Genomic DNA, 12,361 nt, shown 5'->3' on the forward strand with positions numbered 1-12,361 from the left:
ATGAAAGAATTTATACAAACACTTAAAAATATTTGGAGTCTTAAAGAACTTAGAGATAAAATTCTCTTTACTTTAGGTATTATCCTTGTGTATAGATTCGCATCTTATATCTCGCTTCCTGCGATTAACCTTGCAGAGGTGGGAGATCTCTTAGAGCATTATAAAAATCAAGGCGGTAACAAGCAAGGAGCAGGTCTCCTTGGCTTGCTTTCGTCGTTTACGGGGGGAGCTTTCAGCCACGCTTCCGTAATGGCGTTAGGAATCATGCCTTATATTTCTGCTTCTATTATTGTTCAGTTGATGGGGATGGCTATTCCTTATCTTCAGAAGCTTCAGAAAGATGGAGAGTCAGGTAGAAATACATTGAACCAAATTACAAGATGGTTAACGATTGGAGTTTGTCTGGTACAGGCACCTTCTTACTTAACTTCTATTACTCAATTATTCTTACCATATGCTCAGTTCCAGTCTGCATACTATGTAGAGCCAAATTCAATTATGTTCTGGTTACCAAGTATTGTTATTTTGGTTGCCGGTTCAGTATTTGCAATGTGGCTAGGTGAAAAGATTACCGATAAAGGAATCGGAAATGGTATCTCTATCCTTATTATGGTGGGGATCCTTTCAAGATTACCTGAGGCATTCGTACAGGAGATGGCCGTGCAGAACGGAAAAGGAGGAATGGGATCTATCATGATCCTTATTGAAGTATTATTCTGGATGTTGGTTGTTCTTTTAGCAGTAATCTTATCAGTAGCTGTTAGAAAAATTCCAATTCAGTATGTAAGCAGAGCTCAAGCAAGAGGAGGTGTAAACAGAAATCTTATGCAGGGAGCAAGACAATGGATTCCATTGAAAGTAAATGCTGCTGGTGTAATGCCGATTATCTTTGCTCAGGCATTGATGTTCGTACCAGGATTATTAACAAAATTCGATGAGTCTAATACTTTTCTTGCAGGTTTCAAGAATGTTTTTAGCTGGCAGTACAACGTATTGTTTGCGCTATTAATTATTATCTTCTCATTTTTCTATACTGCGATTACAATTCCGGTAAACCAGATGGCTGATGATTTGAAGAGAAATGGAGGTTTAGTACCAAAAGTAAGACCAGGAAAAGAGACCGCTGATTATTTAGATGATATTTTATCAAAAATTACCTTGCCAGGTGCAATATTTTTATCTATCTTTGCAATCCTTCCGGCAATTGTGCATGGAACCTTTGTTCAGACAGATGCGTTTGCCCTATTTTTTGGGGGAACGTCCCTATTAATTATGGTGGGTGTAATTTTAGATACAGTTCAACAGATTAATACATATCTGCTGAACCATCATTATGATGGCTTAATGCAGTCTAAATTATCAAGAACGACTGGATATTAATTTATGGCAAAACAAAAACATATTGAACAAGACGGCGTTATAACGGAAGCACTTTCGAACGCTCAGTTCCGTGTAGAACTAGAAAATGGGCATATTCTTATCGCTCATATTTCTGGTAAAATGAGAATGCATTATATTAAACTTTTACCTGGTGATAAGGTAAAACTAGAAATGTCTCCTTATGATTTATCAAAAGGGAGAATCACATTTAGATATTAAACAAACGCCAAATGGAATCTTTAGATCTCCATTTGGCTCTTGTTAAAAAATAAATACTATCAAAATGAAAGTAAGAGCATCAATTAAAAAAAGAAGCGCTGATTGCAAAATCGTACGCAGAAAAGGTGTACTGTTCGTAATCAACAAGAAGAACCCAAAATTTAAACAAAGACAAGGTTAATTAAATTATGGCGAGAATTGCAGGTATTGATTTACCAAAAAACAAAAGAGGAGTTATCGGTTTAACTTACATTTATGGTGTTGGAAGAAGTACTTCTTCTGAAATCCTTAAAGCTGCCGGTATCAGCGAAGACAAAAAAGTCAACGAATGGAATGACGATGAATTGGCTGCCATCAGAACTTATATCTTAGAAAACGTAAAAGTTGAAGGAGAATTAAGATCTGAAGTGCAATTGAACATCAAGAGATTGATGGACATAGGATGCCAACGAGGAATACGTCACAGACTTGGATTACCTTTAAGAGGCCAGAGAACGAAAAACAACTCTAGAACCAGAAAAGGAAAGAGAAAAACTGTTGCTAACAAGAAAAAAGCTAGTAAATAATCGTTAGGAATTATGGCAAAACAAACTAAAGTAGTTAAGAAGAGAAAAGTAAAAGTTGAAGCTATTGGAGAAGCACATATTCAGGCTTCTTTCAATAACATCATCATTTCTTTAACAAATAAAAACGGAGAGGTTATCTCTTGGGCTTCTGCCGGTAAAATGGGTTTCAGAGGTTCTAAAAAGAATACTCCATTTGCTGCTCAGATGGCAGCTGAAAATTGCTCTGCTGTAGCTCACGAAGCTGGTTTAAGAAGAGTAAAGGTGTTTGTGAAAGGTCCAGGTGCAGGTAGAGAATCTGCTATCAGATCTATTCACAATTCAGGAATTGAAGTTAGCGAAATCGTTGATGTGACTCCAATGCCACACAACGGATGTAGACCACCAAAAAGAAGAAGAGTTTAATTTTTAGAATTTACCCATTATGGCAAGATATATTGGACCTAAAACTAAGATTGCTAGAAAGTTTGGTGCTGCAATCTACGGAGATGATAAAAACTTCGAAAAGAGAAAAAACCAACCGCCAGGACAACACGGTCCTAACAAAAGAAGAGGTGCTAAGAAATCAGAATATGCAGTTCAGTTAGCTGAAAAACAAAAAGCTAAATATACTTACGGTATTTTAGAAAGACAGTTTGCTAACTTATTTGACAAAGCACACAGAAGTAAAGGGGTAACAGGGGAAGTTCTATTACAACTTTGTGAATCAAGATTGGATAACGTAGTATTCAGATTAGGTTTCGCTAAAACAAGATCTGGAGCTAGACAATTAGTTTCTCACAGACACATCACTGTGAACGGAGAGATTCTTAATATCCCTTCTTACTTGGTAAAAGCTGGTGATGTAATCGCTGTAAGAGAAAAGTCTAAGTCTCTTGAAGTTGTTACCAATGCATTGGCTTCTAAGTCAAACTATGAGTGGTTACAATTCAACGATGAGAAGAAAGAAGGTACCTTCATTTCTGCTCCTGAAAGAATCCAGATTCCGGAGGACATTAAGGAGAACCTTATCGTCGAACTTTACTCTAAATAATTTTTTAATCAAATTTTTGCTCAACCCAATAATATGGCAATTTTACAATTCATAAAACCCGATAAAGTAATTTTACTTAACTCTGATGAATTTAAAGGTCAATTTGAATTCAGACCTTTAGAACCAGGTTTCGGGCTTACAATCGGTAATGCTTTGAGAAGAGTGTTGCTTTCTTCTCTGGAAGGATACGCTATTTCATCTATCAAAATAGAAGGTGTAGAGCACGAATTTTCAACTATTCCAGGAGTAATCGAAGACGTTACCGAAATTATTCTTAACCTTAAGCAGGTAAGATTAAAAGCTGCAGCAGAAGGCCAGGCTAACGAGCAGGTTGTTGCTAAAGTTTCAGGTCAAACGGTTATTACTGCTGGTGATTTAGGAAAGTCTATCAACGGATTTGAGGTTCTGAACCCAGATTTAGTGATCTGCAACCTAAACAGTGATGTAACTTTCGAAATTACTTTCAATATTGAAAAAGGAAGAGGGTATGTTCCTTCTGAACAAAATAAGTCAAACAATGCTCCTATTGGAACTATTGCTATTGACTCTATTTTCACGCCGATCAAGAAAGTACAATACAGCATTGAAAATTATCGTGTAGAGCAAAAAACAGACTACGAAAAACTTGTATTAGATATAGAAACTGATGGGTCTATCAGCCCTCAGAATGCTTTAACTGAAGCTTCTAAGATATTAATTTATCACTTCATGTTATTCTCCGATGAGAGAATCACTCTTGAAACTGAAGCTGTAAAAGCATCTATCCAGTACGATGAAGAAACTCTTCACACAAGACAACTTCTTAAGTCTAAATTAGCAGATATGGATCTTTCTGTAAGAGCCCTTAACTGTCTAAAAGCAGCTGAAGTAGAAACTCTTGGAGAACTGGTTTCTTACAGTAAGTCTGATTTGATGAAATTCAGAAATTTTGGTAAAAAATCTTTGACAGAACTAGAAGAATTAGTGCATTCAAAAGGTCTTAACTTCGGTTTCGACGTTGCAAAATATAAGTTAGACGCTGATAAATAATTAATAATGAGACACGGTAAAAAATTCAATCACTTAGGAAGAACAGCTTCTCACAGAAGTGCTTTACTTTCTAATATGGCTTGTTCTCTAATTGAGCATAAAAGAATCAACACTACTGTAGCTAAAGCTAAAGCTTTAAGAGTATATGTTGAGCCTCTATTAACAAAAGCAAAAGAAGATACTACACACAACAGAAGAGTAGTATTCTCTTACCTTCAAAATAAATTTGCGGTTGCTGAATTATTCAGAACTGTAGCTCCTAAAATCGCTGAAAGAAACGGTGGTTATACAAGAATCATCAAGACAGGATTCAGACCAGGTGATGCTGCTGATACTGCTCTTATCGAACTAGTAGATTTCAACGAGCTTTACAACCCTAATGCTGAAGAGAAAAAAGCTACAAGAAGAAGCAGAAGATCAACTGCTACTACTAAAAAAGCTGAAGCAGTAGTTGCTGATGCTCCTGTAGTAGAAGAAAAAGTAGAAGAAGCTAAAGCTGATACTACTGAAGAAAAAACTGAAGAATAATATTCATTCAGATATATATATAAACCATCCGTTTTCGGATGGTTTTTTATTTCCATAATATACTTGGATTATCCAGGGTATGATGAAAAGCATTGGTAAAGTACCCAAAAAATGTCCCTCAATTTTGAAGGACATTTTTTTTATTTAAATCTTTGTTCTTTTCAGTTCAATAATATTATTCCCTTGTTCAAGGTGAAGACTATCTCCTTTTACCCTTGCCGTCATATCATCTTTTTTGTAAATCGTTTCATCCCCTTTGGTTTCCGATTTAGGTAACGTAAATGTTTTCTTATTGCTGGTAATGGCTACTGTACTTTCCTTCGGATCATTTTTAAATACAACTTTTACTAATGTTCCGTCTGTAGCTTTATAAACAAAATCGGTTTTCTCAATTTTCTTTCCGTTGATATCTACAGTCGAAGAACTTTGTGTCACCGAATCTATTTTTCCATTATGGTCTGTAACAACAGTTTCTGAACTGTCTGTTTTGATAACGATTTTATTTCCGCTTTCACTTTTTTTACAGCTGACTACAGTTAATGCAAGCAAAGCACTTAGTGCTAAAAGACTTTTTTTCATGATTATATTATTTGATATTCAATATGATTTTATAATTTAATTTTACAAAAATCATGCCTTACAATATGAGAAAATTTAACGATTATTCATGCATATTTCTATTGTTTTTCTCTTTGAATACTAGGCTTAGCAAAAAGAAAATTTTGAAATTAAAGAGAGGCAGCACTTCTTGTCAAATGAAAAAATTCCGGAATATAGTGGAATATTGTAGCAGGTCATCAGCAGCTACTTTACATTCCTGCAATATGGCTTTAGAAAGGTAAGAACCTGATTCAGATCTTTGAGTGGATCAAATTCCATATTACAGTACGCCGAAATGATCCGTAGATTTTTAATCAGATTATGAAATAATTGTTAATTTTAAATGATTTATTGTTGTTTATTTGTTTTTATTTTTAATTTATTGTGAAATATTTAGTCGTATATTGTTTTTGGAATCAAAAATTGATTAAATTTAATAAAAACTAAAAGACTGAATCACAACTTCAAACTCAAACATTAATATTACACAAAGGTGTAATTGATTTCAAATTGTTTTCTGTTGAAATTTGCTTCAAACAAATAAAGTCATGAGCATTTCCATAGCCATAGTAGAAGACGAGAAAAACTACAACAATGCGTTGAAGAAGGTCATCGATTATCAAAAAGATATGAAAGTGATTGCTCAGTTCTTTGATGGTAATGATGCCATAACAAATCTACCCGATATTTCTCCTGACGTTGTGATGATGGATATCCAATTACAGGATATGCTGGGAATTGAAATCATAGAAAAATTACGAAAAGAAATGCCCAATACACAGTTTATCATGTGTACTAGTTTTGATGATGATGAAAAGATTTTTAATTCTTTAAAGGCAGGAGCCATGGGATATCTTGTAAAAGGAGAAAGCATGGATAAAATTCTTTCTTCCATCCGCGATGTATACAACGGCGGTGCACCTATGAGTTTTTCTATTGCAAGAAGGGTATTGAACCATTTCGAGAAAAAACTTCCGGAAATAAAAGGCTTTGATGAACTTACAGAGCGGGAAAAGGAAATCCTTGAACTTCTTTCCCAGGGACTTCTCTACAAAGAGATTGCAGATCAGAAATTCATCAGCATTGATACCGTGAAAAAACACGTCGGAAATATCTACAGAAAACTCCACGTAAACAATAAGGTGGAGGCAGTCAATAAATTTAATCAATCAAAAAACTAAGAAATCATGGAGAATTTAAATCAAACAAATCAAGAAGTACTTGATGACAATTTATCGTACAGAGAAGGCCCAATCGGGAATAAACTTGAGCAGTTAGTTGATGGGTCGGAAATGATGCCTATCAGTGAGATCCTGGCAAAAAGTTTTATTAGTAGTGCCCAAAAAGGCGTTCTGGAATTTATGGAAAATCAAGATGTGAATTTCAATGTTGGAGGTATTTACGCCGTAAAATATTCACTTTTGAAAGATATTTGCGAAATTATGAAAGAAATTAAGGCTACCTATTTAACATTCACTTTCGTACAGATAGATCCCCAGGATTACAGAGTAAGACTTACACCGTATTCTGAAAACAGGATGATATATATGGTGGCCTCTTTGCAAACACAAGGTAAAAATACTATTGATGAGAATAATTACTTTATCATTAATGTAAATCAGGAACTTTCTCTCAGTGAGCTAAAAATTTCAAATGGAAGTTTAAAAGTGTTTACAGATTTTTATCTTGAGAATGGACACAAAGTATTGACTAATTATTTAGGGCGAAACAATACATGGTATATTAGTTATCATATTGTTGATTTGATAGATACCTTGTCAAAAGATGTTTCTGATACATTTATCATCAACCTTTGCGAGATCAGTGATGTGAAGAAAGTAATTTTTGAAAATAATCTAGGGGATAGATTTCTGGAAGATCAATATAAAAAACACTTTGAAACACACGAAAAACAAATGACACTTGTTTTTAGCACTGAAAAAGGATATTACGATATGGGTTCATTATATCCGTAAAATGCTAATTCAAATAGTATATATTGCAGTACTCTTAGCGGCTACTGTAAAGTCCATAGTTTTAGCTGGAAAGAGAGGTCTTTCCAGCCAAAACTATTTTGCTGTTTTCTTATTCCTTTCACTTTGTCTGGAGCTATACGGACATTATAAAATATTTAATAAAGAATTTGACTTTGCTTATCTGTTTAATTATTACAGCATTTTTCTGATTATATTTTTTAATATATACTATGCTAAAGTCTTCCCTCAAAAGCTTAAAGTATTTTTCCTCTACGTTCTGATGGCTATACTTGTATTTATAATTCTGTTTGTAAAGTTTTATAGTGATAACTATGAAAATATATTAGGAATTTTGGTTTGCTTTTATTTTATAATTAATGTACTGGTGTGGTTTTATATCAGATTAAAAAACTTTGATGAAATAAAAATTCTAAATGACCCATATTTTTGGGTTTCCTGTGGGTTACTTTTTTGGAGCATTTTCTTTATTTTTAGATCTATCCCAATGTTTTTTCTTCAAGATAATGACCCTGGACTTTTACAAATTTTAAAAGTTATGCAGTATTGTGTTAATATCATTATGTATGGAATGTTTTATATTGCTTTAAGAAAATTTGAAAATAAAAACACGATATGAAGCAACTTCCGGATACAATAAGATTGGCCTATATTATTGCGGTTATTTTGTTAATAACCTTTGTCATCTTTATTGTTTTAATAGTTGTTCTGTATAATAAAAGACAGCTTTTTTTTATTCAACAGCAACAACTCAAAGAATCCGAACACCAAAACCAGCTTCTCCAGAAAGAACTCGAAAAACAAAAAGTGCTGGAGCAGGAGCGGGAACGTATCTCACACGATATGCATGATGATCTGGGAGCAGGAATTTCTGCATTGAAACTTCAGGCAGAATTTCTGAAACAGAAGGCTGAGAATGATGATCTGCAAAGCGATATCAATGAGCTTCTGAAAACCTCTGAAGAAATGAATATCTCCATGAGAGAAATGCTATGGAGTCTGAATTCAGGAAATGACACCTTAGGAAGCTTTATCGATTATGCCATCCTTTATAACGGAAACTTTTTGAAGAAAACAAAAATAATGATGTATTCAGAATGTGAAGATATTATAGCAGAAACACCTATTTCCACAGAAATGAGACGCAATCTTTTTCTCTGCTTAAAAGAAGCGGTCAATAACGTGTACAAACACAGTCAGGCAAATACTGTAAAACTTTCATTTTGGCAGGATGAAAATAACTTCTTTATGAAAATTTCCGATAACGGAAACGGAATTCCCGATGGACAGAAAGAAGGTAATGGCCTTAGAAATATGAAACGAAGAATGAATGAACTATCTGGTGAATGTTCTATCATATCCGAAAACCCTGGAACCTGTATTGTGTTTAAAATAGTCCTATAAATAAATTACCCTTTTGTGTAATTGACTGGTCCGTTTTTTAGAGGGAAATTTGATAGATAAAATTAAAAGCCATGAAAACTCTTATTAACGACAGTATTGGAGATTTGGAAGCTGCTTTAAAAAACAACACTGATCTTCAGGAGAAGTTCAAAACCAATCCGATAGAGGCTATTAAAAATGTAGAAATAAAAAACCCGAAAGACACAGACTATTGGATCTACAGAATTATTGTACTTATGCTCGGGTTGGCAGTCATTACCATTATAGCAGGACTTATTCTCATTGCTTACTGGAATGATGGTGCCGCTAAAGATAATCAGTTGGTTACTATTTTTGCAACTATTTCTTCGGGTGCAATAGGTGCCTTAGCCGGACTTTTATCGCCTACACCGAGAAAATAATAAAAAACTTAAAAAACGAAATGTCATGAAAGCTAAAAAAGAACTGAAATCAAGAATTGATGCAAAAGAATTATTGAGGGAGAAATTAGATGTTGTTACTGTTAAAAGTAGCGGAATGGATGTTGAATATAGAAGTAATGGTGAACCGGAAGATTTAATTTATTTAAGCGCTGCTCTTACAGGAGAAATTGTTCCAGGAAAAGTTTATGCTAAAATAGGAACAAATCGTTTCATTCTTAAAACAACGCCTACAAGTGTTGGTGTTGTTAAAGATTTAAAAGGAACGATGATAGTTATTAATTGTTCTTGTAAGGGAAAAGCAAATGTCTCTTGTATATTTACTGTGGTAATTCAGGATAGGGTTTACCATTTATCTTCCCAAACAGACAATAATGGACTTGTTGATTTTATTGTAATTATCCATTTTAATTAAACTGAGATCATGAAAACATTTTATATAGTAATATTGGTAATGCTCTCAAGCTGGTTATTGGGGCAAGAGAAAGTAAATACTGATATTTTAAGAGGGCCTGCATCTCCTGCATCAAATATCCTGAATATTGCAACCACAGAGATAAGTAAGCCTACAGATGTTTCCGATTTAATGATTGGAATTAGAAACTTTCCTATTAATTTTATAAATAATGGAGGATACTCGATAGAGGTTGCTCCTTATTGGATCTTTCCAAATAAAACAAAAAATAAGACGATTGAACAAATGTTGAATGATGATATTAAATATACTTTACCTCAAACCTTTGTTTTTTCATTTGCTGCAAGAAATGTTGATGAGTCTAAATCTTCAGATTTGCCTTCTAATGCAGTGTATACATCAATAGGAATAAAATTTTCACTTTTTAGAGGGAAGCCTGATGATAAAACGAAAGCAGATTTTAAAATTATTCAAACAAAATTAGATGAGCGTGGGGAATATATTAATCAAAATTTTGGTGAATTTCTTGCTGCTGACGACGAATATCAAAAAGCAGTTCAGTTAAGAAAGAGCTTACAGATGAATACCCCACAATACAAAGAAGCAGATGACAGGGTAAACGCAAGACTTAAAGTACTTAAGGAAGAATTTCCTAAAAAAGATAAATATCTCATTCAAAGTACGGAAGAGTTAGGTAAAACAACTTTAAAAATAACCCGTACTGGTTTCCTTTGGGACTTCGCAGGCGGAACAAGTATTCAGTTTAAAGAAAAGCAATTTGATAATTCAAGAGTTTACAATGCAGGTTTATGGACTGTTTTAGGATATGCAACTGAAAAAGCAGGAACGCCTCTTTTCCTTTTACGCTACATGTATAATCCTAAAAATGATTGGATGACTGTAGATGATTTTAAACCACAAGGTAACTTCTCAACATTTGATGCGGGCGTGAAATATGAGTATTCACCAAAAGATTCAAAATTTACAGGCAGTTTTGAGGGGCTTTACAGAAGTTTTATCTCAGGCTCCGATTTGAAACCTACATGGAAATGCGTTTTGAATTTGGATTATGCAATATTTCCTAACCAGCACCTGACACTATCTCTGGGCAAAGATTTTGACAATAGCTTCATTAAAAAAGGTAATGTTATTGCAGGTCTTTCTTTTTTAAGCGGTATCGGTACAAAACGTAAGATACAGTAATTATACAATAATATAAACAATTCTAAAGCTCCAGCATTTTATAGTGTCTGGAGTTTTTTCGTAAGATTGTTTTACCATTTTAAAAACCTGGTTCTTCACAAAGAATTTGTAGAATTATCATAATATAAATTAACTAAAATTTAACTCGGATTTATCTCAAAAAAATCCCGTGAAATGCCCCTGAAAGTTAAATTTTGATTAAATTTGTCTAAACTAAAAAAAATAAAAAATGAGTGCAATTTCTTACATAGAAGCAAGACAGATTTTAGATTCCAGAGGAAATCCTACCATTGAAGTAGATGTATTTACAGAAAGCGGGGCAATGGGCCGTGCAGCTGTACCTTCAGGAGCATCTACAGGAGAACACGAAGCGGTAGAATTACGTGACGGTGGTTCAGAATATCAGGGGAAAGGAGTTCTGAAAGCTGTTGAAAATGTAAAAGAAGTAATTGCAGAGAATTTAGTTGGACAACCGGTTTTTGAACAAAACTATATCGATCAGATTATGATTGATCTTGACGGAACGCCTAACAAAGGAAATCTTGGTGCTAATGCTATTCTTGGTGTTTCTCTAGCGGTAGCCAGAGCTGCTGCTGCTGAATTGGGAATGCCTCTTTATAAATATGTTGGTGGAGTGAATGCCAATACACTTCCGGTTCCAATGATGAATGTAATTAACGGTGGTTCTCACTCAGATGCTCCTATCGCATTCCAGGAATTTATGATTATGCCGGTAAAAGCAGATTCTTTCTCTCACGCTTTGAGAAAAGGAACTGAAATTTTCCACAACCTAAAATCGATCCTTAAAGGAAGAGGTCTTTCTACAGCAGTAGGAGACGAAGGAGGTTTTGCTCCTACTTTCAACGGAACAGAAGATGCTTTGGATACATTACTTCAGGCGATCGAAAAAGCTGGATACAAGCCTGGTGACGACATCATGTTGGCATTAGACTGTGCCGCTTCAGAATTCTACAAAGACGGAACATACGATTACAGAAAATTCGAAGGAGACAAAGGCGCTCACAGATCAAGAGAAGAGCAGGTTTCTTACCTTGCAGAATTGGCTGCTAAATATCCGATTATCTCTATCGAAGATGGTATGCAGGAAGATGACTGGGAAGGATGGAAAATGCTTACAGATAAAATTGGTGACAGAGTACAGTTGGTAGGTGACGATTTATTCGTAACAAACGTAGACAGATTATCAAGAGGAGTAAAAGAAGGTATTGCCAACTCAATCCTTGTAAAAGTAAATCAGATCGGTTCTCTTTCTGAAACAATGGCTGCTGTACAAATGGCTCAGAATAATAAATTCACTTCAGTAATGTCTCACAGATCAGGAGAAACTGAAGATTCTACAATTGCTGATTTGGCGGTAGCAATGAACTGTGGACAGATCAAAACAGGTTCAGCGTCAAGATCAGATAGAATGGCAAAATACAACCAGCTATTGAGAATTGAAGAAGCTTTAGGTGAAACTGCAATTTTCCCAGGGTTGGAAGCTTTTAAAATCAAAAGATAATTAATCGAATTTATAAATAACGGCAAGCGAAATTTTTAGTTTGCCGTATTTT

General features: G+C 34.4%; 17 protein-coding genes. 16 read left to right on the forward strand and 1 reads right to left on the reverse strand.

Annotation, left to right across the window (positions count from 1 at the left end; all coding sequences use genetic code 11):
* The 8 genes from secY (at nt 1) to rplQ (ending at nt 4,752) form a co-directional block, all read left to right on the forward strand.
* A complete protein-coding gene (gene secY / locus DEU39_RS15955) occupies nt 1–1,380 on the forward strand; it encodes a preprotein translocase subunit SecY (protein WP_062673613.1) in 1,380 nt (459 codons plus the stop codon).
* A 3-nt stretch (nt 1,381–1,383) separates the two neighbouring features.
* The gene (gene infA / locus DEU39_RS15960) at nt 1,384–1,599 is read left to right on the forward strand and encodes a translation initiation factor IF-1 (RefSeq protein WP_027381317.1); all 216 of its coding nucleotides are present in this window, start codon (nt 1,384–1,386) and stop codon (nt 1,597–1,599) included.
* 64 nt (nt 1,600–1,663) lie between these two features.
* Nucleotides 1,664–1,780: a 50S ribosomal protein L36 gene (gene rpmJ / locus DEU39_RS15965; RefSeq protein WP_007839480.1), complete on the forward strand. Its 117-nt coding sequence runs from the start codon at nt 1,664–1,666 to the stop codon at nt 1,778–1,780.
* A gap of 7 nt (nt 1,781–1,787) precedes the next feature.
* Nucleotides 1,788–2,165 (forward strand): 30S ribosomal protein S13, encoded by a 378-nt coding sequence (rpsM, locus tag DEU39_RS15970; RefSeq protein WP_034694696.1) that lies wholly within the window; start codon nt 1,788–1,790, stop codon nt 2,163–2,165.
* Nucleotides 2,166–2,177: 12 nt separating this feature from the next.
* Complete coding sequence (gene rpsK / locus DEU39_RS15975) at nt 2,178–2,567, forward strand: 30S ribosomal protein S11 (protein WP_034694697.1); 390 nt, start codon at nt 2,178–2,180, stop codon at nt 2,565–2,567.
* A 19-nt stretch (nt 2,568–2,586) separates the two neighbouring features.
* Entirely contained in the window at nt 2,587–3,195 is a 609-nt protein-coding gene (rpsD, locus tag DEU39_RS15980) for a 30S ribosomal protein S4 (protein WP_062673615.1), read from the forward strand.
* Between the two features lie 33 nt (nt 3,196–3,228).
* A complete protein-coding gene (locus DEU39_RS15985) occupies nt 3,229–4,224 on the forward strand; it encodes a DNA-directed RNA polymerase subunit alpha (RefSeq protein ID WP_062673617.1) in 996 nt (331 codons plus the stop codon).
* Between the two features lie 6 nt (nt 4,225–4,230).
* Entirely contained in the window at nt 4,231–4,752 is a 522-nt protein-coding gene (gene rplQ, locus DEU39_RS15990; protein ID WP_062673619.1) for a 50S ribosomal protein L17, read from the forward strand.
* Between the two features lie 144 nt (nt 4,753–4,896).
* On the opposite strand, the gene DEU39_RS15995 is transcribed toward rplQ, so the two are convergent.
* A complete protein-coding gene (locus DEU39_RS15995; RefSeq protein WP_062673620.1) occupies nt 4,897–5,331 on the reverse strand; it encodes a hypothetical protein in 435 nt (144 codons plus the stop codon).
* Nucleotides 5,332–5,900: 569 nt separating this feature from the next.
* Between DEU39_RS15995 and DEU39_RS16000 the strand changes: the two genes are divergently transcribed.
* From DEU39_RS16000 to eno, 8 genes are all read left to right on the forward strand, one after another.
* A complete protein-coding gene (locus tag DEU39_RS16000; protein ID WP_120232596.1) occupies nt 5,901–6,533 on the forward strand; it encodes a response regulator in 633 nt (210 codons plus the stop codon).
* A 6-nt stretch (nt 6,534–6,539) separates the two neighbouring features.
* Entirely contained in the window at nt 6,540–7,328 is a 789-nt protein-coding gene (locus DEU39_RS16005; protein ID WP_120232597.1) for a hypothetical protein, read from the forward strand.
* Nucleotide 7,329: 1 nt separating this feature from the next.
* A complete protein-coding gene (locus tag DEU39_RS16010; RefSeq protein WP_147367599.1) occupies nt 7,330–7,965 on the forward strand; it encodes a hypothetical protein in 636 nt (211 codons plus the stop codon).
* Nucleotides 7,962–8,750 (forward strand): sensor histidine kinase, encoded by a 789-nt coding sequence (locus tag DEU39_RS16015; protein ID WP_120232599.1) that lies wholly within the window; start codon nt 7,962–7,964, stop codon nt 8,748–8,750. The genes DEU39_RS16010 and DEU39_RS16015 overlap by 4 nt, the downstream gene beginning before the upstream one ends.
* Before the next feature lie 71 nt (nt 8,751–8,821).
* Entirely contained in the window at nt 8,822–9,151 is a 330-nt protein-coding gene (locus tag DEU39_RS16020; RefSeq protein ID WP_114819956.1) for a hypothetical protein, read from the forward strand.
* 25 nt (nt 9,152–9,176) lie between these two features.
* A complete protein-coding gene (locus DEU39_RS16025; protein WP_120232600.1) occupies nt 9,177–9,584 on the forward strand; it encodes a hypothetical protein in 408 nt (135 codons plus the stop codon).
* Nucleotides 9,585–9,593: 9 nt separating this feature from the next.
* Nucleotides 9,594–10,787, forward strand: a complete 1,194-nt coding sequence (locus DEU39_RS16030) for a hypothetical protein (RefSeq protein WP_120232601.1) — start codon at nt 9,594–9,596, stop codon at nt 10,785–10,787.
* Between the two features lie 229 nt (nt 10,788–11,016).
* Entirely contained in the window at nt 11,017–12,309 is a 1,293-nt protein-coding gene (eno, locus tag DEU39_RS16035) for a phosphopyruvate hydratase (RefSeq protein WP_034694712.1), read from the forward strand.
* Nucleotides 12,310–12,361: the final 52 nt, after the last annotated feature.

The organism is Chryseobacterium sp. AG363, from assembly GCF_003610675.1.
GTDB classification, from domain to species: Bacteria; Bacteroidota; Bacteroidia; order Flavobacteriales; family Weeksellaceae; genus Chryseobacterium; species Chryseobacterium cucumeris.

What these genes read in the sequence shown, in the direction of transcription:
- secY (WP_062673613.1), top strand. Translation starts at nt 1, where the DNA reads ATGAAAGAATTTATACAAACACTTAAAAATATTTGGAGTCTTAAAGAA.
- DEU39_RS16015 (WP_120232599.1), top strand. Translation starts at nt 7,962, where the DNA reads ATGAAGCAACTTCCGGATACAATAAGATTGGCCTATATTATTGCGGTT.
- DEU39_RS16005 (WP_120232597.1), top strand. Translation starts at nt 6,540, where the DNA reads ATGGAGAATTTAAATCAAACAAATCAAGAAGTACTTGATGACAATTTA.
- rpsM (WP_034694696.1), top strand. Translation starts at nt 1,788, where the DNA reads ATGGCGAGAATTGCAGGTATTGATTTACCAAAAAACAAAAGAGGAGTT.
- eno (WP_034694712.1), top strand. Translation starts at nt 11,017, where the DNA reads ATGAGTGCAATTTCTTACATAGAAGCAAGACAGATTTTAGATTCCAGA.
- DEU39_RS16010 (WP_147367599.1), top strand. Translation starts at nt 7,330, where the DNA reads ATGCTAATTCAAATAGTATATATTGCAGTACTCTTAGCGGCTACTGTA.
- infA (WP_027381317.1), top strand. Translation starts at nt 1,384, where the DNA reads ATGGCAAAACAAAAACATATTGAACAAGACGGCGTTATAACGGAAGCA.
- DEU39_RS16020 (WP_114819956.1), top strand. Translation starts at nt 8,822, where the DNA reads ATGAAAACTCTTATTAACGACAGTATTGGAGATTTGGAAGCTGCTTTA.
- rplQ (WP_062673619.1), top strand. Translation starts at nt 4,231, where the DNA reads ATGAGACACGGTAAAAAATTCAATCACTTAGGAAGAACAGCTTCTCAC.
- DEU39_RS16030 (WP_120232601.1), top strand. Translation starts at nt 9,594, where the DNA reads ATGAAAACATTTTATATAGTAATATTGGTAATGCTCTCAAGCTGGTTA.
- rpsK (WP_034694697.1), top strand. Translation starts at nt 2,178, where the DNA reads ATGGCAAAACAAACTAAAGTAGTTAAGAAGAGAAAAGTAAAAGTTGAA.
- rpsD (WP_062673615.1), top strand. Translation starts at nt 2,587, where the DNA reads ATGGCAAGATATATTGGACCTAAAACTAAGATTGCTAGAAAGTTTGGT.
- DEU39_RS16025 (WP_120232600.1), top strand. Translation starts at nt 9,177, where the DNA reads ATGAAAGCTAAAAAAGAACTGAAATCAAGAATTGATGCAAAAGAATTA.
- DEU39_RS15995 (WP_062673620.1), bottom strand. Translation starts at nt 5,331, where the DNA reads ATGAAAAAAAGTCTTTTAGCACTAAGTGCTTTGCTTGCATTAACTGTA.
- DEU39_RS15985 (WP_062673617.1), top strand. Translation starts at nt 3,229, where the DNA reads ATGGCAATTTTACAATTCATAAAACCCGATAAAGTAATTTTACTTAAC.
- rpmJ (WP_007839480.1), top strand. Translation starts at nt 1,664, where the DNA reads ATGAAAGTAAGAGCATCAATTAAAAAAAGAAGCGCTGATTGCAAAATC.
- DEU39_RS16000 (WP_120232596.1), top strand. Translation starts at nt 5,901, where the DNA reads ATGAGCATTTCCATAGCCATAGTAGAAGACGAGAAAAACTACAACAAT.